Genomic DNA, 24,570 nt, shown 5'->3' on the forward strand with positions numbered 1-24,570 from the left:
ACCACCCCGATGGCCGATAATCGGCGGGCCGTTGGCATGTGCCAGAAGCACCACCGTATCGAGTGTTGCCAAATCCCTTACGGGCTGTCTCCGCCTGTGCAACAGTCGTATCCGGGCCTCGTTCCACCGCTCGCCCGCGTCGCGCCTGTATCGGAGTACGACATGCCGTCCCCTCTCTACGCGGACCGTCCAGCCCAGCCGCCGGAGCCCGGCACCGTGGACGCGCTGATCTCGCAGACCCGCCGTCTGCGCGGTGACGTGGACGCCGTGCGCCGGGACGCCGTGATGGACGAGGACGACCCGAAGAACCGTTGGCAGCGTGCCCTCTGCGACCTGGCCGTGCATCAGCTCGACGATCTGGGCGCCCATTTGGGCCAGCTCAAGGCCGGCATCCCCGACGAGCTCCCCGCCGCCCCCGCTGCCGACGTCATCGAGGTCGAGGCCGAGGGCGTCTCCGACCCCGGCGCCGCCTACGGCGTCCCGGCCCCGCGCACCGGCTCCCTCCTCAGCCGCGTCGGCAGCGCCGAGTGGAACCTGCTGAACGACGAGGTCAGCTGGTCCGAGGAGCTGTACCAGATCTTCGGCCGGAACCCCGAGAGCGGCCCGATGTCGCTGGACGAGCTGCCCTCGATGGTCTTCGCCGAGGACCAGTCCGTACTCCAGGCGATGGTGACGGACTGTCTGATCGACGGAAAGCCGATCGACGGCGAGTTCCGCATCGTCCGCACCGACGGCCGGGTCCGTACGCTCCACATGATGGGCGAGCCGGTCCTCGACTCCGACGGCTGCACGGCCTCCATGTGGGCCGTCCTGCGTGACGTCAGCGAGCTGCGCCGCAGCGAGCGCGCGGTCCGCGAGTCCCGGGACAGCCTCCAGCGCCGTCGCCACATCGAGCGCACAGAGCGGCGCGTCGCCGTCGAGCTCCAGGAGGCCGTGCTGCCTCCGTGGCGCGGCTCCCTGCGGTTCGCCCACGGCGGCCCGGGCGCCCCGCTCGACGTAGCGGGCCACTACCTGCCCGCCGCCTCGACCGGTCTGATCGGCGGCGACTGGTACGACGCGCTGGCGCTCCCGGACGGCGATGCGCTCCTCACCGTCGGTGACCTCACGGGCCACGGTGTCTCCGCGACGTCGTCCATGGCGATGCTCCTCGGCGCGCTGCGCGGCATGGCCGTGGCCGGAATTCGCCCTGGTGCCCTGATGGGCCATCTCAACCAGCTGCTCGAATCCGCAGTGCAGCCGGCGCTCGGCAGCGCGATGTGCTGCCGCTACGAGCCGGTCAGCCAGACCCTCTCCTGGGCCCAGGCGGGCCACCCCGCCCCGCTGCTCTTCCGCGACGGGACAGGGCGTGCCCTGAAGCGGCCCGACGGTGTGCTCCTGGGAGCGACGACCGGGGCCGCGTACGAGGAGGCCGAGATCCGGCTGCTCCCCGGGGACCTGCTCGTGCTGCACACGGACGGACTGACCCGCCGCGACAGCATGGACGACACGGGTACGCAGCGGCTGCTCGCCCTGGCTCCGCGGCTGACGGAGGCCCGGGACGCGCAGGACTGCGTACGGTCGGTGGTCGAGGAGTTCGGTGAGGCACCGCGCGAGGACGACGCCTGCGTGATGGTGGTCCGCGTCGGCCACTAGGTCCGGTCGGTCGACGAGGCCCACAGCAACGAGAAAGGTCACGCCGACGAGCAGGGCCCCACGCGGGCCGGCCAGGCCCCGTCAGCCACAGGTACGCGCCGGCCACATGTCAGCGTCAGCCTCCGGTCCGCGTCGGCCACTGGTCCCGGTCGGCCGATGAGACCCACGCAACCAGGCCCGTGAGGCGTCAGCCAGGCCCGTGAGGCGTCGGCACGCACAGCCGGAAAAGGCCCCGGCGCGCCCGCCCCGCACCCGGCGAGCAAGCACCCCTCAGGAGGGCGTACCGGCAGGCGCCGGTGTGCCCTTTCTCGTGCGTACAGGAGTCGGGCCGGCCCTCAGATCCCGCGGGCCCTCGGCCGCTTCGACGCCGGCTCGGGCAGCGCGAGCGCGATCTCCTCGCGCAGGTCCTCGATCTTGGCGTAGCCGGCGTACTGCCCGGTCAGCCGGTACATCTCGCGCAGCCGGTCCCACGTGCGGTGCGAGGAGGTCTCGCCCATGGAGACCAGGGCGAGCCGCGCGTACCGGTCGGCCTGCTCCGGGTCGTCGGCGATGAAACAGGCCGAGGCGAGGGAGATGTAGTCGAAGAGCTTCGATCGGTTGTGACCGTTGCGGCGCAGCTCCAGAGCCAGCTTGGCGTGGCGCTGGGCGGGGACCGCGGCGGTGGGGTCGTGTTCGGCGAGGGTGCGGTACGCGAGGGCCTGCATACCGTGCATGTCGGCGTCGTCGAAGTTCTGCATCCAGCTCGGCGGCGGCACGTCCGACCGGTCGGAGACGAACAGGTCCTCGGCCTCGCCGAGCGTACGGCGCATGGCCTGGCCCTTGCCCATGGACGCCTGCGCCCAGGCCTCGATGGTGTGCAGCATCGCCTGCGTGCGCGGCAGGACCTGCTCGCCGGAGCCGGACTTGGCGAGCTTCATCAGGTCGAGTGCGTCGTCGGGCCGGCCCAGGTGGACCATCTGACGCGCCGCGCGGGACAGGGCTTCCCCGGCGCGTGGCCGGTCGCCGCCCTCCCGGGCCGCGTGGGCGGCGATGACGAAGTACTTCTGGGCGGTGGGTTCCAGGCCCACGTCGTGGGACATCCAGCCTGCCAGGACTGCCAGGTTGGCCGCGACGCCCCAGAGGCGCCGCTGCAGGTGGTCGGGGTGGCGGTAGGCGAGCATGCCGCCCACCTCGTTCAACTGTCCTACGACTGCCTTGCGTTGGAGGCCGCCACCGCGGGAGGCGTCCCAGGCGCGGAACACCTCCACCGATCGCTCCAGTGCTTCGATCTCCTCCGACCCGATAGGGGCGGCCTCGTAGCGGTCGAACCCAGCGGGGTCGGCGTGGAGGGGATCGTTCACGCGGGGGGCTTGCGCGGCGGCGCGTGCGGGGTCGGTGTGGAGCCAGTCGTGCATGGCGCTGCTGAGTGCGGAGCCGGCGGCGAGCACGGCGCCCGCGCCCATCAGGCCGCGTCGGTTGAGCATGAGGTCCATTCCCGTGAATTCGGTGAGGACCGCTGCCGTACGCTCGGGCGCCCAGGGCAGCCCGTCAGGGTTGTCGGTGTTCCTGACGTTCTGCCGTCTCCCGGCACGCCCGTGTCGTACGAACCCGAGGTCCTCGATGGTCACGACACGGCCGAGTCGCTCGGTGAACAGTGCAGCCAGCACCCGGGGTACGGGGTCGCGCGGGGTCTCCCCCATGTCGATCCATCGCCTCACCCGTGAGGTGTCGGTCGACAGTTGCGGATGGCCCATGGCCGCCGCCTGCCGGTTGACGAGCCTCGCGAGCTCTCCCTTGGACCAGCCGGCGAGGCCGAAGAGGTCTGCCAGGCGGGTGTTGGTCTGTCCGGTCACGTCTAAGCCCCCAGGTTCTCGGCTGAGTTGACAGTAACCCCCTGTCATAGGGCTGGCGACTATTCGCCAGGCTTCGCCAGGGTGCGCCCGATGTTCCGCCACCCGCGCCCGGGTGTCAGGTAGGAACGCGCCACCCCGCCCCGGCAACCGGCCCACATTCCCCAGGGTGCGGCCCGGAGGTCGGGCGGGGCGACGCACGTAACTCGTCGGCACACGAAGGGATCTGTCTCCTCCATGTACACAGCATCGTCCTCCGTGTCCGCCCCGCCCCGGCCCCAGCACCGTTCCGTACCGGTCGGCAGCGGACCGTACCTCGCCCCCGTCGTTCCGGCGGCCCGCGCGAGGCGTTGGGCGGGCAGTGCCGCTCAGCCGCTCAGCGGAAGAATCGACCTGTCCGGCCCTCAAGGGGCGCAGGTGCGGATGGCCATCGCCTCCGTGCACCGGATCTGCCCGGAGTTCAACCCCGTGCAGGTCCTGCGGCGCAGTGGGCGTTCCGTACTGATCGTCGGCACGACCGGGCGGGCCACGGCCGTCGCGAAGTGTTTACTGGACCACTCCCCCGCGTGGGTCGAGCGGTTCCAGCACGAAATAGCTGCTTATCGCTCCTTCGTCCGGCACCGGCCACCGGTGCGAGCCCCCCGGCTGATCGCCGCGGACCCGGAGAACTGCACGCTGGTGATCGAGCGGATGCCGGGACGGGCGGCGGCGCTGACGCGCCACCCCGTCGAGGCTCCGCCCCGTACGGATCTGCGCGCCGCGCTGGGCGCGATCGCCCGGCTGAACGCCTGGCGGCCGCCCGCGGGTACCTTCGACGCGCCGCTGGACTACCCGTCCCGGATCGCGCGCTACCACGAGCTGGGTCTCTTCACCGACCGTGACCGGGACGACCTGCAGAAACTGCTGCACGGGCTCGCGCATGCCGGTGGCCGCCAGGGCATGGGCCAGTTCTGTCACGGCGACGCCCTGCTCTCCAACATCCTGCTCTCTCCCACGGGCCCGGTCCTGGTCGACTGGGAGCACGCGGGCTGGTACCTCCCCGGCTACGACCTGGCGACGATGTGGTCGGTGCTCGGTGACGCGCCGATGGCCCGGCGGCAGATCAGTCAGCTCGCCCAGCAGGCGGGGCCGGCGTCCCGGGACGCCTTCCTCGTGAACCTGATGATCGTGCTCACCCGGGAGATCCGTACGTACGAGACGGCGGTGCAGCGCACCATCAAGGAGGCCCCGCCCGCCGGTTCGGTTCCCGTCCCCTCGGGAGCGGTCTCGCCCGGTGAGGAACAGCGGCGGCTGCTGCGGCGGCTGCACGACGACTGCGCCATGGCACGGCGGGCCGTGCGCGCCGCGGTCGGTACGCGCTGACGCGCGCCGACCGCTCACGGGGGTGACACGCCGTGCGCCCGGTGCCGACACACCGGGTGCGCGGCGTTCCGAGTGTGTGAGCCAGGTGCCGAAGCTCCTGCTCCACCCCGGCACCCACCACCCCGGCACCCACCGCCCCGGCACCCACCACTTTGGACCGCGCCCCGCCCGCGCCCATTGGTCCACGCCACTGACGCGCCGCAGGCCGGCGCGTCGCCGTCGCGAAACTCCGCGAGACGGCCCTGACAGCCCCCTTGACATGGGAAGACCCGTGTCGAGCCGGGTGATTGACGGAACGTCGGCAAGCCGATACCCCTGTACAGGACCGGCCCCGCACGCCCCCTCATCACCCCTGGTACCTGGAGGCTGCCTTGCACCGTTCCGCGTCGCGCAGACGGGTTCCCCGAGCGGTGGGCGCCGTGGCGTCCGCCGCCCTGCTCCTCCCCCTTCTCTCGGGCGCTCCGCCGGCCACGGCCGAGCCGCTGGAAACCGGTTCGCTCCAGCGGCAGTTCGCGGCGGCGGCCGAGCGGCAGGGCGTGCCGCAGAGCGTGCTGCTCGCGGTGTCGTACCTCCAGTCACGGTGGGACGCGCACGGCGGCGCCCCGAGCGTGACCGGCGGCTACGGTCCGATGCACCTCACGGACGCGGCGACCGCGCTGGCCGAGGCCCCGCACCACTCGCACGGCGAGGAGGACGCGCGGGGGGACGCCTCCCGCGCGCCACGGCACGGAACGGAGGCGGAGACCCCGCTGCCGACGCCTGCGCAGCTGCCGGAGCGGCTGAGGACGCTGGACCGGGCGGCCGCGCTGACGGGGATTCCGGCGCGGGAGTTGCGGACCGGGACGGCGGCGAACATCGAGGGCGGGGCGGCGCTGCTCGCCGCCGCCCAGCGCGCCTCGGGCCGGCCGCTCAGCGCCGACCCGGCCGACTGGTTCGGCGCGGTGGCGCGCTACTCCGGCGCCGACGACACGGCGACCGCGACGACGTACGCGAACGACGTGTTCGACGTGATCCGGTCCGGTGAGTCCCGGCGGACCGACAGCGGTCAGGTGGTCACCCTCGCGGGCGACGCGGATCTCGTGCCCGAGACCGGGCAGGTGCAGTCGTTGGGGCTGCGGACGGCGGAGGCGGGGCGGACCGAGTGTCCGAAGACGGTGGCCTGCGAGTGGATCCCGGCGCCGTACGAGGAGTTCGGGGACGGGGACTACGGCAACCACGACAAGGCGAACCGGCCCGCTTCCCAGTCGATCGAGTACATCGTCGTCCATGACACCGAGGCGACCTGGGACGTCACGCTCCGGCTCGTTCAGGACCCGACGTACGTGTCATGGCAGTACTCGCTGCGCTCGTCGGACGGCCACATCGCCCAGCATCTGCCGCTGAAGGACGTCGGCTGGCACGCGGGCAACTGGTTCGTGAACGCCAAGTCGGTGGGCCTGGAGCACGAGGGCTTCCTCACCGCGCCGGACTCGTGGTACACGGAGGCGATGTACCGCACCTCGGCGCGTCTGGTGCGGTATCTGGCACAGCGCTACGGCATCCCGCTCGACCGGCAGCACATCCTCGGTCACGACAACGTGCCGGGCACGACGGCGTCGACGATCCGCGGGATGCACACCGATCCGGGGCCGTACTGGGACTGGGCGCACTACTTCCAGCTGCTCGGGCGGCCGTTTACCTCGACCGCGGGAGCTAACGCGGGAGTGGTGACGATCCGTCCGGAGTACACCGCGCACCAGCCGGTGTACACGGGGTGTGTGAAGGCGGGAGAGGCGTGCGCCCCGCACGGCAGCGGCGCGGTCCGGCTGCACACGGCGCCGGGCGCGGAGGCCCCGCTGGTGAAGGACGCCGGTCTGCGGCCGGACGGCCAGGACTCGACGACCGGGGTCAACGACACGGGGGCGCGGGCCTCGACGGGCCAGCAGTACGCGGTGGCCGAGCGCCGGGGCGACTGGACGGCGATCTGGTACCTGGGCCAGAAGGCCTGGTTCCACAACCCGAAGGGGCAGCGTACGGCGGTGAACTCGCGAGGGCTGGTCCTGACCCCGAAGGAGGGCCTGGCGGAGGTCCCGGTGTACGGGCGCGCCTATCCGGAGGCCTCGGCGTACCCGGCCGGTGTGCCGGTCCAGGCGGTGTCGCCGCTGCCGTACAAGCTGCTCGCGGGCCAGTCGTACGTGGTGGGTGACCGTACCCCGGGCGAGTACTACTTCGCTCCGGTGTTCGACGCCACGGGGCATCGGGTCGTCCGGGGCCAGGAGGAGTACTACGAGATCCAGTTCGGCCATCGGGTCGCCTTCGTGAAGGCGGCTGACGTGCGGGTCTCCCGCGCCTGAGCCGAATCCGGCCAGGGGGCGAGGGGTGGTGCCGGGGCGGGGATTCCGGGCGCCACTCCTCGCCGTTCATATGACTAACTTCGGCGTCGCGTGGGGCACACGGGCGGGGGGTAGGGCTCGGCCGGTCACCGCCCACGCCCACCGAAAGGCCCCGCACGCATGGCTCAGCCCTTCGTCCTGCCGGATTTCTATGTTCCGTATCCGGCGCGGCTCAATCCCCATGTGGAGACCGCTCGCACGCACACCCGGGAGTGGGCGCGGGAGATGGGGATGCTGGAGGGCTCCGGCGTCTGGGAGGAGCACGACCTCGACTCCCACGACTACGCGCTGCTCTGCTCGTACACCCATCCCGACTGCGACGCCCAGGCGCTGTCGCTGGTCACCGACTGGTACACCTGGGTGTTCTTCTTCGACGACCACTTCCTGGAGGTCTTCAAGCGCACCCAGGACCGGCCGGGCAGCAAGGCGTATCTGGACCGGCTGCCGCTGTTCATGCCGAAGGACCCTTCGGCCCCGATGCCCGAGCCGACCAACCCGGTGGAGGCCGGCCTCGCGGACCTGTGGCTGCGCACGGTCCCGTCCATGTCCACCGCCTGGCGGGAACGGTTCGCCACGGCGACCGAGGCGCTGCTGTACGAGTCCCTGTGGGAGCTCGACAACATCAACGAGGGGCGGATCGCCAACCCCGTCGAGTACATCGAGATGCGACGCAAGGTGGGCGGAGCCCCCTGGTCGGCGGGGCTCGTCGAGTACGCGGCGGGCGCCGAGGTCCCGGAGCAGGTGGCGCACGCCAGGCCCTTGCTCGTGCTGCGCGACACGTTCTCCGACGCGGTGCATCTGCGCAACGACCTCTTCTCGTACCAGCGGGAGGTCGAGGACGAGGGTGAGAACAGCAACGGCGTGCTCGTCCTGGAGAAGTTCCTCGGCTGTACGACGCAGGAGGCGGCCGAGGCCGTCAACGACCTGCTGACCTCACGGCTCCAGCAGTTCGAGAACACGGCGCTGACCGAAGTCCCCGGCCTCTGCCTGGAGAAGAGGCTGACCCCCGCGGAGTGCGCGGCGGTCGCGGCGTACACGAAGGGGCTGCAGGACTGGCAGTCGGGCGGCCACGAATGGCACATGCGCTCCAGCCGGTACATGAACGAGGGCCTGGACACCGGGCCTTCGCGTCTCGAGGGGGTGCTGGGCACGTCGGCCCTGGACATCACGACCCTCTTCGGCCGCCCCGCGGCCTCGCGCCTGCGCGCCCTGACGCACGTCCCGCACCAGAAGTTCGGGGCCTCGCTGCTGCCGGACTTCGACCTGCCTTACCCGCTGACGCTCAACCCGCACCACCAGGAGGCGAAGCGCCGCTCGGAGGACTGGGCGGAGCGGATGGGGCTCCTGGACGACATCTGGGACCGGCCGATGATGGAGGGCTTCGACCTCGCGCTCTGCTCGGCGGGGCTTGACCCCGACGCCACACCCGAGGAGCTGGAGCTCAGTGCGGAGTGGCTGACCTGGGGCACGTACGGCGACGACTACTATCCGCTGGTCTTCGGCCGGCCGCGGAACCTGATCGGCGCGAAGGAGTGCACCGAGCGCCTCAAGTCCCTGATGTCGCCGACCGATCCGGACGCGGCGCGGGCATCGGCCGTCAGTCCGATGGAGCGTTCGCTGGCCGATCTGTGGGCGCGGACCGCCGGGCCGATGAGCGCCGACGCCAGGGCCAGGTTCCGCAGCGCCATGGACGGGATGCTCGACAGCTGGATGTGGGAGCTGCACAACCAGGCGCAGCACCGGGTCCCCGACCCCGTCGACTACATCGAGATGCGCCGCTTCACCTTCGGCTCGGACATGACCATGCTGCTGTGCAAGCTCCGGCGCACGGACGGGCTGCCGTCCGGAATCTTTGACAGCGGCGCGGTCCGGGCTCTGGAGAACTCGGCCGCGGACTACGCGGCGCTCCTCAACGATCTCTTCTCGTACCAGAAGGAGATCGAGGTGGAGGGGGAGGTCCACAACGGGGTCCTCGTCCTGCAGAAGTTCTTCGACTGCGACTACCCGACGGCCGTGTCGATGGTCGACGATCTGATGCGCGGGCGGCTGCGCCAGTTCGAGCACGTGAAGAGGCACGAACTGCCTCTGCTCTACGAGGACTTCGCTCTGGACGCGCAAGGGCGGGCAGCCTTCGAGGCGTATGTGCGCGAGCTGGAGGACTGGCTCGCCGGAATCCTCAACTGGCACCGGGGCGTGCGTCGTTACTGCCCCGAGGACGCGCGCTCGGGCAGGGGTGCGACGCTGGCGAGGAGGGGCCCGACCGGTATCGGCACCTCGGCCGCGCGGCTGGCCTCGGCGTTCGCCCCGTAGCTCGCGAAGAGCGGGCGTCCCTGAGGTGCCGGCTGACAGCCGGCACCTCACCCGTGGGCAGCGTCGGTCACTTGAGCGCGCCGGCGGTGAGGCCGGACTGGATCTGGCGCTGGAAGACGACGTAGATGACGAGCATCGGGATGATCGAGATGGTCAGGGCGGCGAACAGCGCGCCCCAGTCGGCCTGGTTGCCCGCGGCGGTGGAGATGGAAGCGATGCCCTGGGGCAGGACCCACTTGTCCTGGGCGTCGCCGGGGAGCAGGACGAGCGGCAGGAGGTACTGGTTCCACTGCCCGAGCACGTTGAAGATCGTGAGGCTGACGACGGCCGGCTTCGCCATCGGCAGCATCACCTGGAAGAAGGTGCGGGTGTGGGAGCAGCCGTCGACCACCGCCGCCTCGGCGATCTCTTTGGGCAGTGTCTTGAAGAAGGCGGCGAGGAAGAAGACGGTGAACGGCAGCGAGTAGGCGATGTAGACGAGAACGAGACCGGTGTGGGTGCCCAGGAGGCCGAGGTTCTTCACGACGAAGAACAGCGGGACAAGGGCGAGGAAGACGGGGAAGGTCAGCCCGGAGACGAACATGTAGTAGAGGAACCGGTTGCCGGGGAATTCGTACCGGGCCAGCACGTAGGCGGCCATCGAACCCAGCAGCATGGTGCCGACGACGCCGAAGAAGACGACCACGACGCTGTTGAGGATGTACTGCCCCACGTGGGCGGTGTCCCAGGCGCGGACCCAGTTGTCCCAGCGCAGAGCTGCGGGCAGGGTGAAGGGGTCGCCGAAGAGTTCCTCGGTGTTCTTGAAGGAGCTCAGGAAGGTGAAGAGCAGCGGCACGATCACCACCAGCGCCCACAGGGCGAGGGAGAGGTGGGCCATTCCGGTGAGGAGGCCGACCTGCTCGCGGTCCCGACGTGCTCTGGATGCGGGCTGCGGATCCGGGCCGGGTTCGGACGCCTTGGAGATCGCCGGGGCTTCGGTGCGGGTCGGCATCGCTGTCGTAGCTCCCTCTCAGTACTCGAGCTGCTCGCGCCGTGTGAGGCGCATGGTGAGGGCGGCGAAGGTCATGACGACGAAGAACATCACGACGCCCATGGCGGAGGCATAGCCGAACTTGTAGTAGGTGAAGGCGTTCTGCCAGACCTGCAGGCCGGCGACGGTGGTGGCTCCGTCGGGCCCGCCCATGTTCACCGAGAGGACCTGGACGAGCGCGAAGCCGTCGAGGACGGCGATGCCGAGGTAGACCCAGGCCACCTGCACGGTGCCGCGCAGCAGCGGCAGCGTGATGGAGAAGAAGGTCCGGATCCGCCCGGCGCCCTCCAGCTCCGCCGCTTCGTACAGCTCTCTGGGAATGGCGGCCATGCCCGCGGCGAACAGGACGAGGTAGAAGCCGACACCGCCCCAGACCATGACGGCCATGACCGCCCACAGGGCGACGGCGGGCTCGGTGAGGAATCCGACCGGTTCGATGCCGAACCGGGTCAGCAGACCGTTGAGGACTCCGGATTCGTCGGGGCGGTAGACCGCCTGGAAGAGCACGCCGACGACGGCGATGGACAGGACCTGGGGGAAGAAGAACACCACCCGGTAGATGCCCGCCCCGCGCAGGCCGCTGGTGCCGCCGGAACGCCTCTTGCCGGCCACGTTGAGCAGGAAGGCGAAGACGAGGGCGAGACCGATGGTGCACAGCGGCACGGCCAGCAGCATCAGGCCGTGGTTGCGCATCGCCTTCCAGAACATGTCGTCCTGGAGGAGCCGGGTGAAGTTGTCCAGGCCGACGTAGTCCGCCTGCTCCGAGACGCCGCGCCAGTTCGTGAGCGCGATCTGGAAGGCCTGGGCGTACGGGCCGAGGACGAACACGACGTAGAGGACCACCGGGGCCACGAGGAAGCCGCCGATGAACGGGTATCTGCCATGCCGCATGTCCGGCCTCCGCTCAGCGCCTGAACTTCTTGACCGAGGAGTCCTTCTTGAGCTCGTCGGCCTTCTTCTGCATGCGCCTGGCGAACGCTTCGCCCGACCCGCCCTGGAACATCAACTCCAGCGTGGCGTTCTTCAGCTCCTCCGCCAACGGCTTGTACCAGACGGCGTACTTGCCCTCGAACATGGACTTGTCCGCCGCGGCCGTGTCGAGAGCCCGCTGGGACGAGGCCATTCCCGGAGGAAGCGGAACACCGTCCGCCGCGCCCTGAACCGTCGTCAGCCAGCCGCTCGCGGCGGTGAAGGCCCTGGCACCCTGCCGGGAGAAGATCAGCCGCATGTACTCCATGGCGGCCGCCGGGTTCTTGGCCTTGGCGGGGACGAACGTCTGGCCGCCCCCGATGGCCGTGTGGATGGCGTGTACCGGAAGGGCGTCCGAGCTGGTGACACTCGGGACCGGCATCATCGCGTAGGTGAAGCCCTTGGGCGTGGACAGCTTCTGCTCCGCTTCCAGCCAGTCGCCCGACGGGTAGAGGGCGATCCTGCCCTGGTTCTGACGGAGCTGCACCTCGGTGTGGATCAGACCCTGACAGCTCTTGTCCGTGTACCGGGCGCCGACCTCCGCCCACGCCTCGGCCGCCTGCTTGACCGCGGGCGCGGTCCAGGCCCCCGGTTCGAGGTTGTCGATCGCGCGCATCACGTCATGGCCGCCGATCTTGGTGGCCGAGGTGAGGATGACCTGCGAGTGGTAGTCGGCGGCGTTCTTGCCGGCGAAACCGTAGGGAGTGATGCCGGCCTTCTTCATCTCCGCGCAGAGCGAGAGGAAGGCGTCCCATGTGGTGGGGACCTTCCAACCCTCCCTCTCGAAGAGCTTCGCGTCGTACCACAGACCGAAGGCACGGGCGTAGAACGAGAGCACGTAGGGCTTGCCGTCGATCAGCGCGTTCTCGTAGGCGCCCGGCAGAAGGGTGTCCTTGACCTTCTTCTTCGGGTCGTCCACCGAGGGGGCCTCGTACAGCTCGGTCAGGTCGAGCACCTGCCCGCCCTGGATCAGCGCGCCGAGATCGAGGCTGTCGGCACCCACGTTGTCCACGTAGTCCGGCGGGTTCCCGCCGACGAATCGCGGCTGGAGCGTCTGCGACATCCGTTCCGTCGCGCCGCGCTTCAGCGTCACCTCGGGGTACTTCTTCCGGAAGATCGGGTCGACCGAGTCCGGCAGATAGCTCGGGTTGCCGCCCTTGAACCACACGAGCTCCACGGTGGAACCGTTCTTGACCCCCAGGGGGTTGTCCGCCGTCTTCTCGCCCTCGGCGACCCGGGGCGGGGCGTCGGAACCACCTCCGCCGCCCATGGCACAACCACCCAAGGACGCACCGGCGGCAAGGGTGGTGCCCACGGCCATCGCACGTCTGAGTACGGCCCGACGGTCAGGGTTGGGGAGTCCGGACATGGCACGCCTCCAGCGAAAGAGACAGAGTTGACGAGTGATCAGGCTGTGCGGGTCGCGTCGCGATCAGGTGCGTCACGTGTCGTGGGCGGGCATCACCGGGACACCCCCGTCGAGAGCGCCGGATGCCGGGGGTGAGGTTGCGCAGGGGGAGCATGGCTCTCTCGCGCGACCTCGTCAAGGACGTAAGCGAAGTCTCTTGAATAACCTCGGGAACCGCACCTGTTCGCCTCATGGTCTGCCATTGACGCCCCCGGCAGAGGTTGTGTAACTCTCTTTCATCAACGGACCCGCGACGGGCTGATGGAGGACGTGGACGTGCCCAGTGGCATACGGGGTAGGGACCTGGCCGGTCTGCGGAAGATGAACGCCGCCGTGGTGATCCGCGCGTTGCACGCCCGCAGTCCTCAGACGGTCAGCCAGCTGACCGCCGCCACCGGCCTGTCCAGGCCCACGATCGAGGGTCTGGTGGAGTCGCTGTCCGCGCTCGGCTGGGTGGCGGAGAGCGAAGGGAGCCCTTCGGGAAGGGCCGGCGGCAGGCCCGCCCGCTCCTTCCGGTTCCGGGGCGAGGCCGGCGTCGTGGTGGGCGTGGACATCGGCCTGCACAAGGTGGTGATGGACCTGTCCGATCTCACGGGCGAGACGATCGCCCGCGTACGGGAGGACACCGACCCGGAGATGACGGGGCTGGCACGTCTCGAGTTCCTGCGCGCCCGTCTCGACGCCACCCTGTCCGCACACTCCGTGGCCTCCGGCCGGCTGCTCGCGATCGCCGTCGGCGTACCCGGCATGGTCGACACCACGGGCAGGGTCAGGTCACAGGTGATCCCGGACTGGAACGACGTCGACCTCGCCAGGCGGTTCGCGGACACGTTCTCCTGCCGGATCCTCGTGGAGAACGATGCCAATCTGGCCGTGGTGGCCGAGCATTGGCGCGGCTCAGCCGCGTTGGTGGACGACGCCGTCTGCATCCTGGCCGGTCGCCGGATCGCCGCCGGGCTGCTGTTGTCGGGGCGCCTGCACCGAGGGCGCCGTGGCGGCGCGGGCGAGATGAGCACGCTCCCCCACCTCGGCCTGGGGCCGGCCCTCGAGTGCCTGCGCTGGAGCGGTGAGCGTCTGCCCGGCGAGTCGGACATCGAGGCACTCACCCGCGCGACGGCGGACAAGGATCCACAAGCCCTCGCGGCCATCAACGACTTCGCACGGCGGCTGGCCCCGGCGATCGCGGCCCTGATCCTGGCGGTCGACCCGGAGCTCGTGGTCCTCGCCGGCGGGATCAGTCCGTTGGCCGACGCCCTGGTCCCCTCGCTGAACGAGCAGCTCGACCACATCACCCAACACGTACCGCCCGTCACCACCAGCACTCTGGGCGACGCGGTGGTGGCGCGCGGCGCCGTCCGCATCGCCCTGGACGCCGTGAACCGCGAACTCCTGGACGATCCGGAGTCCCTGAAGCTTGTGACCTGACGAACGGCCGGCCTCGCCGGCGGGTCGGGGCCCGCGCACCGGCCGGCCCCGTACACCTCGGCCCGGACCCGGACGCCCCCTCCCCGGCTGTCCGCGACAGAAGGAGCGACACATGCCCGACGCAACAACGCTGCTGGTGGTCGGAGCGGGTGACCGCGGAACCAGTCACGCCCGCTACGCCCTGCGCCATCCGGACCGCGCACGGGTCGTGGCCGTGGCCGAGCCGTTGCGCGTGCGGCGCGAACGGTTCGCCGCCGAGCACGGCCTCGCCGCCGACGCCGCCGTGGCGGACTGGCGCCAGATCGTGGAGCGCGGACGCGTCTCGGACGCGGTCCTGCTCTGCACCCTGGACCGCGACCATCTGGAGCCCGCTCTGGCCTTCGCCGCGCAGGGCTACCACATCATGCTGGAGAAACCGATGGCTGTGGACGAGGAGTCCTGCCGCGCCATCGTCGACGCCGTCGAGCGGGCCGGAGTGATCCTGGCCGTGGGCCACGTCCTGAGGTACACCCCGTACACCAGGGTGCTGAAGCGCGTCGTCGACGAGGGCCGCATCGGGGACGTCATCAGCGTGCAGCACCTGGAACCGGTCGGCCACTGGCACCAGGCGCATTCGTACGTCCGTGGCAACTGGCGGCGTACGGACGAGTCCACGTCCATGCTGATGGCGAAGTCGTGCCACGACCTGGACTGGCTGCAGCACATCGTCGGAGAGCCGCCCGCGCGCGTCTCCAGCTTCGGCCGCCTCACGCACTTCACGCCCGCCAACCGCCCCCAGGACGCCGCCGACCGCTGTGTGGAGTGCCCCGTGCGTGGCGAGTGCGTCTTCGACGCGGTGCGGTTCTACGGCGACCGGCTCGCCGCGGGCCAGAAGGGCTGGCCGCTGTCGGTCGTGCTCGACGACTTCACCGGGACGGCCCTGGAGGAAGCGCTGCGCACCGGCCCGTACGGGCGCTGCGTGTACGCCTGTGACAACGACGTCGTGGACCATCAGGTGGTCGCCATGGAGTTCGCCGGTGGCGCCACCGCCACGTTCACCATGACGGGCTTCACGGAGATGGCCAACCGACGCACCCAGATCTTCGGCACCCGCGGCGAGATCCGGGGCGACGGCCGCATGCTGCACATCCACGACTTCCGCACAGGGACCACTGAGGCGGTCGACACCCTGCCCACCGGGAGCATGTCCGCCGGAGGCGGTCACGGCGGCGGCGACGAAGGCCTCATGGAGGCCTTCGTCGCGGCGGTCGCCGCCGAGGACCCCTCGCTCGTCTCGTCCGGTCCGCGTGAGTCGCTGCTCAGCCACCTGTCCGTGCTCGCCGCGGAACGCGCCCGCGAGACAGGCACCGTCGTCGAGGTGTCCTGAGCGCGGAAGGGGCGGGTGCCCCCGGTGGTCTCACGCCCCGCCGCGAGGCGACGTCAGGCGGGGCGGCCGCGCAGCTGGTCAAGTTCGCGGCGCTCACGCTTGGTGGGGCGGCCGGCGCCGCGGTCGCGGACGGCGGCCAGGGCCACGTGCTCGCGCGGGGGCGGCGGCGGGCTGTTGTCGACGTACGCCTCGGCGGCGACGGGCGGGCCGACCCGCTTGGTGAGGAGCTGCTTGACCTCGACGATCCGCTCCCGGCCGCCGTGGAAGAGGCGTACTTCGTCGCCGGGCTTCACCGGCTGGGCGGGCTTGGCGCGTTCGCCGTTCACCTTGACGTGTCCGGCGCGGCAGGCGGCGGCCGCCTGCGAGCGGGTCTTGGTGAGGCGGACCGCCCAGATCCAGCTGTCGACGCGTGCGCTCATCGGCCCCCGCCCCTCGTCAGCCCTGCTGGAACAGCTCGGCGGGCAGCGGCTTGAGCAGCGCGTACAGATCGTCGGTGATCGGCCGGTCCCAACTGGCGATCGTCACCAGGACGTTGTCGCTGCGGTCGAACTGTACGCAGGCGATGCGGCTCTCGGAGAGCTTGAGCCGGCGCACGATCAGCAGGTTGTCGCCCTGCATCACCGGCATGTCCTCGGTGTCGAGGACCTCGACCGGCTCGTCGTTGTCCAGGGCCGCGAGGAGCTGCGCCACCTCGAACGGGATCTGGCCATCGGCGAGCTCGCGGGCCGGGGAGCCCTCCGGGAGGTTGCCGATGATCATCGCGGGGCCGCGGCCGCCGAACAGGTCGTAGCGCAGGAAGACGCCCTGGCAGCTGCCGTCGGGGGCGGGCAGCAGACCGGCACCGAGGTTGCCGGGCCAGTCCCCCGGGTCCATGGCCAGGACGTCGAAGTCCGGGCCCGCGGGTGTGGCGGCGCTGCGGCGGCGGAGGAAGGACATACGGCCATGGTACGTGCCCCGACGCCCATCGCGACGCGCCGGGGCGGGTCCGCCGGAGGGCCGCGAGGGCACGCGGTGACGGAGGCGTCGGAGGGCCGCGACGGCACGCCATGACAGAGGCGCCGGGCGAGCCGTCGCACCGCGATCCGGCGGCGCGCGCCGCCCCGGTCCGGCGCGCTGCCACGCCCCTGCCCGGCGGCCAGCCGCGCTCCCGCGAGACGACCAGCCGCCCCCCACCGAACGGCTCCGCCACGACCCGCCGCGGCGGGGCATTTCCCCCTCCGCCCGGCATGGCGCACCGCCCCGGTCCGACGCGCCGCCGCGCCCCTGCTAGGCGCCCAGCCGCGCGCCCGCTCGGCGGCCCGCCGAACCCTGCCGAACGGATCCGCCACGACCCGCCGCGACGGGGCATGTGCTCCTCTGCCCGACGTGGCGTGCCGCCCCTGTCGGCAGGCAACCGCTCGCCTGCGCGGCGTGCCTTCGAACTACGCCGGGCGGAGCCCGTCGCCATCCCGCCGCGGCGGGGCATGTCGCCCCGGTCCGCAGCTCGTCGCACTCCCGACCGGCAGGCCGTCGGCCCCTGCCGGACGGGAACCCCGTCGCCAACGTGGCGCCCGGTCGGCGGGTGGGCGGTCGTGCCGTTGGCGGGTCAGGGGTGTCGGGGGCTTTCGCTGGGGTCTCGGCCGGTTTTGGTGAGGGCCTGGGTGAGGCCTGCGCGGTCCGTGCCGAGTTTGCGGTAGACCGCCGAGAGGAGCTGGGTCACGGTGGCCTCGTCGGTGCCCAGGGCGGCCGCCGCGTCCTCGCCACGGACAGTGAGCTCGGCCGCGGCGCGCTCACGCGCGGTGAGCGCGTCCGTGCCGGCCGAGTGGAGGGTGCGGGGCCTGAGCCCGGCGGCCGCCAGCTCCGCCCTGGCCTCCTCCCCCAGGCCGTCCGCCCCGCAGGTCTGGGCGGCCTCCAGACCTCGGTAGAGATACTCGGCGGCCTCGCCGGTGCGTCCGGTGCGGCGCATCGCGCCGCCGAGAGCCACGAGGGAGCGCGCCAGCTCGTACGCGGCGGGCGACCGCTCCAGCCAGTCGACGGACTCCTCCAGGAGCTTCACGCGCTCGTCGCCGCCGACGACCTCGGCCGTCACGCGCAGCGCCTGGCCGATGGCGGAGGGCGCGCCGTACTGGCGGGCGCGGGCCACGGCCTCCAGGGCGGTCGCGGTGGCCCGCTCGGGGGTCTCCCGGGCCTCGGCGAGGGCGAGGTGGAGCTGCCAGGGGCACCAGGCCGGGTTGCGCATGCCGCGCGGGTCGAGGCGCCGGCCGACGGCGGCCAGCTCGGCCGCCGCCTCCTCGACACGACCGGAGGCCAGGAGCAGTTCGGCGTGGACGGTCTGCGAGTCGGGGAAGGTGACGGCGGCGGGGAACGGCTCGCCGAAGTCGTGGGTACGGGCGATCCGCGCGGCCTCCTCGACACGGCCGCGGGCGAGCAGCACCTCGATCGTGACGCCGACGGCGTACCAGTGGGCGGGGGTGCGGGGGCCGACGCGCTCGGCGAGGCGAAGCCCCGCGCGGACGAAGTCCTCCGCCTCGACGAGCCGGCCGCGACGCAGCCTGATGTAACCGAGGAGCGTGTACGCGAAGGAGAGGTGGGCGCCGCGCCAGCCCTGGCGCTCGAACTCCGCGGTGCCGGCCGCGAAGAGCTCCTCGGCACGGCCGGGCCGGTCGGCGTAGAGGAAGGTGAGGGCGACCAGGACCGGGACCTCGAAGCCGCGGCTCTCGTCGGCCCAGCTCAGGCCGCCGTCCAGGGCGCGTTCGGCGTGGCCGACGGCGACGGCCGAGGGTTCGGCGCGCAGGGTGGCGTCCCAGGCCCGCAGGCCGATGACGTACCGCTCGGTGAGGTCGCGGCCGGTGAGCCGGTCGGCGAGCCGCGCCAGTCGGCGGGAGCGGGCGGGCGAGTCGGGTTCGTCGGCGCGGAAGGCGTCCCACATGAACTTCTCGGACTGCATACGGAGCCGGCTGCGGGCGTCGGTGGTGAGCCGGGACTCGCGGCCGAGGAGTTCGGAGGCCTCGACGAGCCGGTCGCTGTGGGCGAGGACCTGGGAGAGGCGGTAGACGATGCCGTGGCGCAGCGCGGGGTCGGAGACGGGCTCCTCCAGGGCGGCGCGGAGGTGGTTGACGGTGGTGGCGGGCTCGGTGAGCAGGGAGGCGCTGCCGAGTTCGAAGAGGACGGCGGCGCGCTCGTCGTCGGCGGGAGGTTCGCGCAGGGCGCGGGCGAGGAAGCGGCGGGCCGCGTCGGGGGCGCCGGCGCGCAGGGTCTCGCGGGCGGCCTCGCGCAGATGGCCGACGACCCAGGGGTCGCCCTCCGGGTGGGTCTCCAGGAGGTGACGGGCGGCGGCGGTGGCGCCGAGGCCGGCGTCGATGACGCACCAGGCGGCCTGGCCGTGCAGCGCGACGCGGGTGGCGGGCGGGATGGCCTTGTAGACGGCGGTGGCGATCAGCGGGTGGACGAACTCGAGGGTCTCGGTGCCCGCGAGGACGCGCGCGTCGCGCAGGCGTCCGGCGCAGTCGGCGACCGCCTCGCTGCCCAGCCCCGCGACGGCGCCGGCGAGCTGGGGCGAGATCTCGGTGCCGAGGACGGCGCAGGCCCAGGCGAGGCGGACGGTGGCGGTGCCGAGCCGTTCGAGGGTCGCCACGAGACCGCTGCCCTTGACGGCTGCGGCGAGATCGCGGAGCTCGTGCGCGGCCTCGGCCCGGGGTTCGAGACCGCGGTCGCGGACCTTGGCCGCGAGTTCGACGGCCTCGAAGGGGTTGCCCGAGGTGACGGCCCAGCACTCCCGGCAGAAGGTGTCGTCGGCGTGCGACCCGACCCGGTCGCGGACGAGGCTCGCGATGGCGGAAGAGGTGAGGGGTTCGAGGCCGAGGGGCCGCCTGCCGGACCGCCGTCCGGTGAACTCGTCGCCGCTGTCGGGGAGTTCGTCAGGCCGGTAGGCGACGACGAGGAGCATGGGCAGCTCCTCGGCGCGCGGCGCGAAGGCGGAGAGCCAGCCGAGGGACTCGGGGTCGGCCCAGTGGGCGTCGTCGAGGACGACGACGAGCGGGGCGCGTCGGACGGCCAGGTGGGTCAGGACCCAGTCGAGCCCGTCGCGCAGGCCCTGCGGGTCCGGCGGTCCTCCGTCGCCGGCGGCGCACAGCCCCAGGGCGGGTCCGACGATGTCGTACCAACTGCCCAGCCTGGAGCGGAGTTCGGTGTCGGATGCCGCGGCGAGCTGCGGCTGGAGCAGCTGGCGGGCGACGTGGAAGGCGACGCGCTGCTCCTGGTCACCACCGCGCGCCGCGAGCACGGTGCACCCCTTGGCGGCGGCGCGCCGCCGGATCTCGGCGAGCAGCGTGGTCTTCCCGAGCCCGGCCGGCGCGGCATAGGCGAGGATGCCCCCGCGCGGCGTGCGGGCGGTCCGGATCGGGCGCACCGTCGCGTCGGGGACCCGGTCCTCCGCCTGGGAATCGCGCGGCTCGGCCGCGTCCCGCGCGTCGGCGACTCGGGCCTCCCCCGGAGAGTCGAGCGGCCCGGCCGCGTCCCGCGCGTCGGGGACCCGGTCCTCCGCCTGGGAATCGCGCGGCTCGGCCACATCCCGGAGGAGGCGCAGCGGCGGGCCCGGTGGCGCGCCGGGTTGTGGGGTCTGGCGCGGGAGCGGGACCCGTTCGTCCGGGTCCTCCGGCTCCGGCCACGGATCGTCTTCACCGAGGCCGGTCAGCTGGTTCAACGCCTCTTCCGCCGCGGCGAGTTCCGCCTCACGCTCGAAGAGGCCGGAGCCTCGACGGCCCGCCCTGCCACTGTGTACTGCCACGTTCCACCCCCACGCCGGGGGCGCACACCCGGCGCGCGGATGAGTGCGGCCGGGCCGATGGGCCCCGCGAGGACCCCAGCGTACGCCCGTATACGCCCCCTGCGAGGGTCAGAAGGCGGACCGGTGCGGGTGATCCGCGAGATCCTTCAGCGCGGCCAACGCCTCGTCCGCGCGGGCGTGTTCGACGAACAGGTGATCATGGTGGAATCCGGCCACGACGTTGCAGCTCAGCCCGGCCCTGGCGAGTTCACGCGCGAACGCCGCGGTCAGTCCGACAGCATCGAGCGCGGAGTGGACCCGCAGCGTAATCCAGGCGGCCACATAGTCGTACGGCAGCCCGGCGGCGTCGGCCTCCTCCTGGCGTACGACCAGCGTGAGCCCCTCGCTCTCGGCGACGGTGACGACCGGGGCGACTCCCCCTGGAGCGGGGCCGTCCACGGTGGTGAAGACATAGCGGCCGGGGTTGAGTTCCGGCCGCATCCCGGCGACGAGCCGGGTCAGATCACGTTCTGCACTCATGATCACCACCCTAGGGCGGGTGGGATCACAGGGGCGGCGACGACGTGTCAGGTCAGGTCGAACTCACCTTCGCGGGCGTTGACCACGAACGCCCGCCACTCGGCCGGCGTGAAGATCAGCGACGGCGCCTCCGGACGCCCTTCGTTCCGCATCGCGATGAAGCCCTCGACGAAGGCGATCTGGACGTCTCCCGCGCCCTGGCTGCTCGATCGCCAGTCGGCCCCGCTGAGGTCGAGTTCGGGCTTGTCCCAGCCCGCGAAGGCGTGCTGGGTGGTGGTGCTCTCCGCCACGTCCGTGCTCCTCCCGCATAGCGCAACGTCGTCGTCCGGAGCTCAGGGTAGCGAGCGGGATCCGGCGCCGACAGACCTCACGCGCCGGGCGGACGGTCGCCCACGAGCCACATGGAGAAGAACTGCGCGCCCCCTCCGTACGCGTGCCCGAGCGCCCTGCGTGCGCCGTCCACCTGATGCTCGCCCGCGTGCCCGCGCACCTGCAGCGCGGCCTCGGCGAAGCGGATCATCCCGGAGGCTCCGATGGGGTTGGTGGAGAGCACGCCGCCCGAGGGGTTCACCGGCAGGTCGCCGTCGAGTTCGGTGACGCCGGCCTCGGTGAGCTTCCAGCCCTCGCCCTCCTCGGCGAAGCCCAGGTTCTCCAGCCACATCGGCTCGTACCAGGAGAACGGGACGTACATCTCGACCGCGTCGATCTCCCGGCGCGGGTCGGTGATCCCCGCCTGCCGGTAGACGTCGGCGGCGCAGTCCTTGCCGGCCTGCGGCGAGACGAAGTCCTTGCCCGCGAAGAGGGTGGGTTCGCTGCGCATCGCGCCGCCGAGCACCCAGGCGGGCCGCCGGGGCGAACGCTCCGCGCCCGCACGGTCGGTGAGGACCATCGCGCAGGCGCCGTCGGAGGACGGGCAGGTCTCGGAGTAGCGGATCGGGTCCCAGAGCATCGGCGAGGCCTGGACCTTCTCCAGGGTGATGTCGTGCTCGTGGAGGTGGGCGTACGGGTTCTTCAGCGCGTTGCGCCGGTCCTTGTACGCGACGAGGGAGCCGACCGAGTCGGGGGCGCCGGTGCGCCGCATGTAGGCGCGGACGTGCGGGGCGAAGAAGCCGCCGGCCCCGGCGAGCAGCGGCTGCTGGAACGGGACCGGCAGGGAGAGGCCCCACATGGCGTTGGATTCGGACTGCTTCTCGAAGGCGAGGGTGAGGACGGTGCCGTGGACGCGGGCGGCCACGAGGTTCGCGGCGACGAGCGCGGTGGAACCGCCGACGGAGCCGGCGGTGTGGACGCGGAGCATCGGTTTGCCGACCGCCCCGAGGGCGTCGGCGAGGTACAGCTCCGGCATCATCACGCCCTCGAAGAAGTCGGGGGCCTTGCCGATGACGACGGCGTCGATGTCCGCCCAGGTCAGCTCGGCGTCCTCCAGGGCGCGCCGGGCGGCCTCGCGGACGAGTCCGGCGATGGAGACGTCGTGCCGGGCGGCGACGTGCTTGGTCTGGCCGATCCCGACGACGGCGACGGGCTCCTTAGCCACGGGCTTCCCCTTCCAGGACGGCGACCAGGTTCTGCTGCAGGCAGGGCCCGGAGGTGGCGTGGGCGAGGGCGCGGTCGGAGACGCCCCGGTGGATGCGGGCGGCGGCCTCGCCGAGGCGGATCAGGCCGGCGGCCATCATCGGGTTGGCGGCGAGCGCTCCGCCGGACGGATTGACCCTCACGCTCTCGTCGAGGTCGAGGGCTCGGCGGAGCACGACCTCCTGGGAGGTGAAGGGCGCGTGCAGTTCGGCGGTGTCGACGGGCTGGTCGAAGGCCCCGGCGCGCTGGGCCGCGAAGCGGGTGGAGGGCGAGTCGGTGAGGTCCCGTACGCCGAGGGAGTGGGCTTCGATCCGGTGGTCGATGCCGCGGATCCAGGCGGGGCGCTCGCACAGTTCGCGGGCCCGGTCGCCGACGGCGAGGATCACGGCGGCCGCCCCGTCGCCGATGGGCGGGCAGTCGCCGGTGCGCAGCGGGCCGACGACGTACGGGCCCTGGTCGCGGGCGCCGGGCAGCTGGGCGTGCGGGTTCGCGGTGGCGTCCTGGCGGCTGCGGGTGGCGACGGCGGCCAGCGCGGGTTCGTCGGTGTGTCCGGCGTCGATGAGCGCCTGTGCCTGAAGGGCGGCGAGGGCGACGGAGTCGGGCCAGAGCGGGGCGACGTAGTAGGGGTCGAGCTGCCGGGTGAGGACATCGCGTACGGAGCCGGGTGAGGACTTCCCGTACGAGTAGACGAGCGCGGTGTCGGCCTCGCCGGTGAGCAGCTTCACCCAGGCTTCGTAGAGCGCCCAGGCGCCGTCCATCTCGACATGGGACTCGGAGATCGGCGGCCAGGCACCGACGCCGTCGAGGGCCATGGTGAACGAGAAGGCGCGCCCGGCGAGGTAGTCGGAGGAGCCGGAGCAGGTGAAGCCGATGTCGGAGGTCTTCAGGCCGGTCTGGCGCAGCACGTCGTGGAGGACGGGCATGACCATCTCGACCTCGGACAACTCGTCCGTACGCCGCCGGTGGTCGGTCTGGGCGAAGGCGACGATGGCCACCTCGCGGTCCGGTCGGTCCGATCGGTCCGGCGTCACAGCAGCTCCTTGTACGTGTCGTAGTCGGCGTCGGGTTCGCCGGTCGGCCGGTAGTGGTCGGGGTAGCGGCCGTCCTCGCTCCACACGGGTTCGACGCGGAGCCCCATCCGGACCTGGTCGTACGGGATGCCGCCGATCCGGCCGTGGAGAGCGAGCCCGGCGCCGTCGAGGGCGATGTGGGCGTAGACGTACGGCACCTCGATGTCGAGGCCGCGGGCCTTGATGTTGACGATGCAGTAGGTGGTCACCGTGCCGCGGGGGCCGACCTCGACCTGTTCGGTGGTGGCCACGCCGCACGTGGGACAGGCGCCGCGCGGCGGGACGTAGACCTTGGTGCAGGACGGGCACCGTTCGCCGACCGTCCTGTTGTCGGCGAGGGCCTGGAGGTAGGCGGTCTGCGCGCGGCCGGGGCTGTACGTGTAGTCGAGCCGGGCGGGGGCGACGATGCCGGTGACGGGGTCGTCGAAGGCGCCGTCGTGCGCGGGCGGCAGGCGGTGGCCTTCTTCGCTCTCGTACGGTTCGAAGCAGGCGATGTCGGTGATGGCGCCGGCCCGTTCGGCGGCCCAGCGGATCCGGACACGCATCCCGGTGCGGACGGCTTCGGGTCCCGGCGCGTCCAGGGCGTGCAGGAGGGCGGTGTCGGCGCCGTCGAGCCGGACGAGGACCCAGGCGAAGGGGGTGGACAGGGGTTGTCCGGTGCGGGGTTCGGGGTTCCAGGCCCAGGTGGTGACGGTGCCGGTGGCGCCGACCTCGACGAGTTCGCGGAGTTCGGCCGCGGTCCGGGGGTCGTACTCGACGGGCGGTACGAGCACGCGCCCGTCCTCGGCCTTGACGCCGAGAACGGTCTCTTCGCGCAGCCCGGTCAGAAAGGCGGCCTGCACGGGCCCGAGGGACCGGGTGAACGGAAACTCGACGACGAGCGGCGCACGGAGCGTTTCCGGGACGGGGGCGACTGTCATGAGCGTGGCTCCTTGTTGGGG

Annotated in this window: 18 protein-coding genes; 6 read left to right on the forward strand and 12 right to left on the reverse strand. The window is 71.9% G+C overall.

The annotated features are described in order from the left end of the window. The first annotated feature begins 162 nt into the window (after positions 1-162). Positions 163-1,632 (forward strand): PP2C family protein-serine/threonine phosphatase, encoded by a 1,470-nt coding sequence (locus ACFY8U_RS09855; RefSeq protein WP_389567993.1) that lies wholly within the window; start codon positions 163-165, stop codon positions 1,630-1,632. Positions 1,633-1,967: 335 nt separating this feature from the next. On the opposite strand, the gene ACFY8U_RS09860 is transcribed toward ACFY8U_RS09855, so the two are convergent. After that, positions 1,968-3,464 (reverse strand): hypothetical protein, encoded by a 1,497-nt coding sequence (locus ACFY8U_RS09860; RefSeq protein WP_389567995.1) that lies wholly within the window; start codon positions 3,462-3,464, stop codon positions 1,968-1,970. 234 nt (positions 3,465-3,698) lie between these two features. Between ACFY8U_RS09860 and ACFY8U_RS09865 the strand changes: the two genes are divergently transcribed. The 3 genes from ACFY8U_RS09865 (at position 3,699) to ACFY8U_RS09875 (ending at position 9,505) form a co-directional block, all read left to right on the forward strand. After that, positions 3,699-4,823, forward strand: coding sequence for an aminoglycoside phosphotransferase family protein (locus tag ACFY8U_RS09865; protein ID WP_389567998.1), 1,125 nt, complete (start codon positions 3,699-3,701; stop codon positions 4,821-4,823). Positions 4,824-5,233: 410 nt separating this feature from the next. Then, positions 5,234-7,156 (forward strand): N-acetylmuramoyl-L-alanine amidase, encoded by a 1,923-nt coding sequence (locus ACFY8U_RS09870; protein WP_389568319.1) that lies wholly within the window; start codon positions 5,234-5,236, stop codon positions 7,154-7,156. Between the two features lie 159 nt (positions 7,157-7,315). Beyond that, entirely contained in the window at positions 7,316-9,505 is a 2,190-nt protein-coding gene (locus tag ACFY8U_RS09875; RefSeq protein ID WP_389567999.1) for a germacradienol/geosmin synthase, read from the forward strand. Positions 9,506-9,572: 67 nt separating this feature from the next. On the opposite strand, the gene ACFY8U_RS09880 is transcribed toward ACFY8U_RS09875, so the two are convergent. Genes ACFY8U_RS09880 through ngcE form a run of 3 tightly spaced genes read right to left on the reverse strand, consistent with a single transcriptional unit; the run spans position 9,573 to position 12,825 of the window. Then, positions 9,573-10,496, reverse strand: a complete 924-nt coding sequence (locus ACFY8U_RS09880) for a carbohydrate ABC transporter permease (protein ID WP_361602394.1) — start codon at positions 10,494-10,496, stop codon at positions 9,573-9,575. Positions 10,497-10,514: 18 nt separating this feature from the next. Then, the gene (locus tag ACFY8U_RS09885; protein WP_389568004.1) at positions 10,515-11,426 is read right to left on the reverse strand and encodes a carbohydrate ABC transporter permease; all 912 of its coding nucleotides are present in this window, start codon (positions 11,424-11,426) and stop codon (positions 10,515-10,517) included. 13 nt (positions 11,427-11,439) lie between these two features. Then, positions 11,440-12,825 (reverse strand): N-acetylglucosamine/diacetylchitobiose ABC transporter substrate-binding protein, encoded by a 1,386-nt coding sequence (gene ngcE / locus ACFY8U_RS09890; protein WP_389568006.1) that lies wholly within the window; start codon positions 12,823-12,825, stop codon positions 11,440-11,442. Between the two features lie 363 nt (positions 12,826-13,188). On the opposite strand from ngcE, the gene ACFY8U_RS09895 reads away from it, so the two are divergent. Together ACFY8U_RS09895 and ACFY8U_RS09900 are read left to right on the forward strand one after the other, a co-directional pair. Then, on the forward strand, positions 13,189-14,337 hold the full coding sequence (locus ACFY8U_RS09895; protein WP_389568009.1) for an ROK family transcriptional regulator: 1,149 nt from the start codon (positions 13,189-13,191) through the stop codon (positions 14,335-14,337). Positions 14,338-14,449: 112 nt separating this feature from the next. Beyond that, positions 14,450-15,703: a Gfo/Idh/MocA family protein gene (locus tag ACFY8U_RS09900; protein WP_389568012.1), complete on the forward strand. Its 1,254-nt coding sequence runs from the start codon at positions 14,450-14,452 to the stop codon at positions 15,701-15,703. A gap of 53 nt (positions 15,704-15,756) precedes the next feature. Here the strand turns inward: ACFY8U_RS09900 and ACFY8U_RS09905 are convergent, their stop codons facing one another. The 8 genes from ACFY8U_RS09905 to ACFY8U_RS09940 all read right to left on the reverse strand — a co-directional run bounded on the left by ACFY8U_RS09905 (position 15,757) and on the right by ACFY8U_RS09940 (position 24,549). Continuing rightward, positions 15,757-16,122: an RNA-binding S4 domain-containing protein gene (locus ACFY8U_RS09905; RefSeq protein ID WP_361434112.1), complete on the reverse strand. Its 366-nt coding sequence runs from the start codon at positions 16,120-16,122 to the stop codon at positions 15,757-15,759. 16 nt (positions 16,123-16,138) lie between these two features. Next, positions 16,139-16,639: a hypothetical protein gene (locus ACFY8U_RS09910; protein ID WP_260230756.1), complete on the reverse strand. Its 501-nt coding sequence runs from the start codon at positions 16,637-16,639 to the stop codon at positions 16,139-16,141. Positions 16,640-17,288: 649 nt separating this feature from the next. Beyond that, on the reverse strand, positions 17,289-20,090 hold the full coding sequence (locus tag ACFY8U_RS09915) for an ATP-binding protein (protein ID WP_389568322.1): 2,802 nt from the start codon (positions 20,088-20,090) through the stop codon (positions 17,289-17,291). A 486-nt stretch (positions 20,091-20,576) separates the two neighbouring features. After that, positions 20,577-20,987: an ACT domain-containing protein gene (locus ACFY8U_RS09920; RefSeq protein WP_389568015.1), complete on the reverse strand. Its 411-nt coding sequence runs from the start codon at positions 20,985-20,987 to the stop codon at positions 20,577-20,579. A 47-nt stretch (positions 20,988-21,034) separates the two neighbouring features. Further along, positions 21,035-21,277 (reverse strand): DUF397 domain-containing protein, encoded by a 243-nt coding sequence (locus tag ACFY8U_RS09925; RefSeq protein WP_361605935.1) that lies wholly within the window; start codon positions 21,275-21,277, stop codon positions 21,035-21,037. Positions 21,278-21,354: 77 nt separating this feature from the next. Next, on the reverse strand, positions 21,355-22,521 hold the full coding sequence (locus ACFY8U_RS09930) for a thiolase domain-containing protein (protein WP_389568018.1): 1,167 nt from the start codon (positions 22,519-22,521) through the stop codon (positions 21,355-21,357). Next, positions 22,514-23,590: a thiolase domain-containing protein gene (locus tag ACFY8U_RS09935; RefSeq protein ID WP_389568021.1), complete on the reverse strand. Its 1,077-nt coding sequence runs from the start codon at positions 23,588-23,590 to the stop codon at positions 22,514-22,516. Before ACFY8U_RS09935 ends, ACFY8U_RS09930 begins: the two co-directional genes overlap by 8 nt. Then, positions 23,587-24,549 carry a Zn-ribbon domain-containing OB-fold protein gene (locus ACFY8U_RS09940; RefSeq protein WP_389568023.1) on the reverse strand — a complete coding sequence of 321 codons (963 nt, stop codon included), beginning with the start codon at positions 24,547-24,549 and terminating at the stop codon, positions 23,587-23,589. Before ACFY8U_RS09940 ends, ACFY8U_RS09935 begins: the two co-directional genes overlap by 4 nt. Positions 24,550-24,570: the final 21 nt, after the last annotated feature.

Origin of the sequence: Streptomyces sp. NPDC012508 (assembly GCF_042902595.1) — a bacterium.
Classification (GTDB): domain Bacteria; phylum Actinomycetota; class Actinomycetes; order Streptomycetales; family Streptomycetaceae; genus Streptomyces.

Bases quoted from the DNA above. Each gene is read 5' to 3' on its own strand.
- ACFY8U_RS09855 (WP_389567993.1), top strand. From the start codon at position 163: ATGCCGTCCCCTCTCTACGCGGACCGTCCAGCCCAGCCGCCGGAGCCC.
- ACFY8U_RS09865 (WP_389567998.1), top strand. From the start codon at position 3,699: ATGTACACAGCATCGTCCTCCGTGTCCGCCCCGCCCCGGCCCCAGCAC.
- ACFY8U_RS09875 (WP_389567999.1), top strand. From the start codon at position 7,316: ATGGCTCAGCCCTTCGTCCTGCCGGATTTCTATGTTCCGTATCCGGCG.
- ACFY8U_RS09880 (WP_361602394.1), bottom strand. From the start codon at position 10,496: ATGCCGACCCGCACCGAAGCCCCGGCGATCTCCAAGGCGTCCGAACCC.
- ACFY8U_RS09885 (WP_389568004.1), bottom strand. From the start codon at position 11,426: ATGCGGCATGGCAGATACCCGTTCATCGGCGGCTTCCTCGTGGCCCCG.
- ngcE (WP_389568006.1), bottom strand. From the start codon at position 12,825: ATGGCCGTGGGCACCACCCTTGCCGCCGGTGCGTCCTTGGGTGGTTGT.
- ACFY8U_RS09900 (WP_389568012.1), top strand. From the start codon at position 14,450: ATGCCCGACGCAACAACGCTGCTGGTGGTCGGAGCGGGTGACCGCGGA.
- ACFY8U_RS09905 (WP_361434112.1), bottom strand. From the start codon at position 16,122: ATGAGCGCACGCGTCGACAGCTGGATCTGGGCGGTCCGCCTCACCAAG.
- ACFY8U_RS09910 (WP_260230756.1), bottom strand. From the start codon at position 16,639: ATGTCCTTCCTCCGCCGCCGCAGCGCCGCCACACCCGCGGGCCCGGAC.
- ACFY8U_RS09920 (WP_389568015.1), bottom strand. From the start codon at position 20,987: ATGAGTGCAGAACGTGATCTGACCCGGCTCGTCGCCGGGATGCGGCCG.
- ACFY8U_RS09940 (WP_389568023.1), bottom strand. From the start codon at position 24,549: ATGACAGTCGCCCCCGTCCCGGAAACGCTCCGTGCGCCGCTCGTCGTC.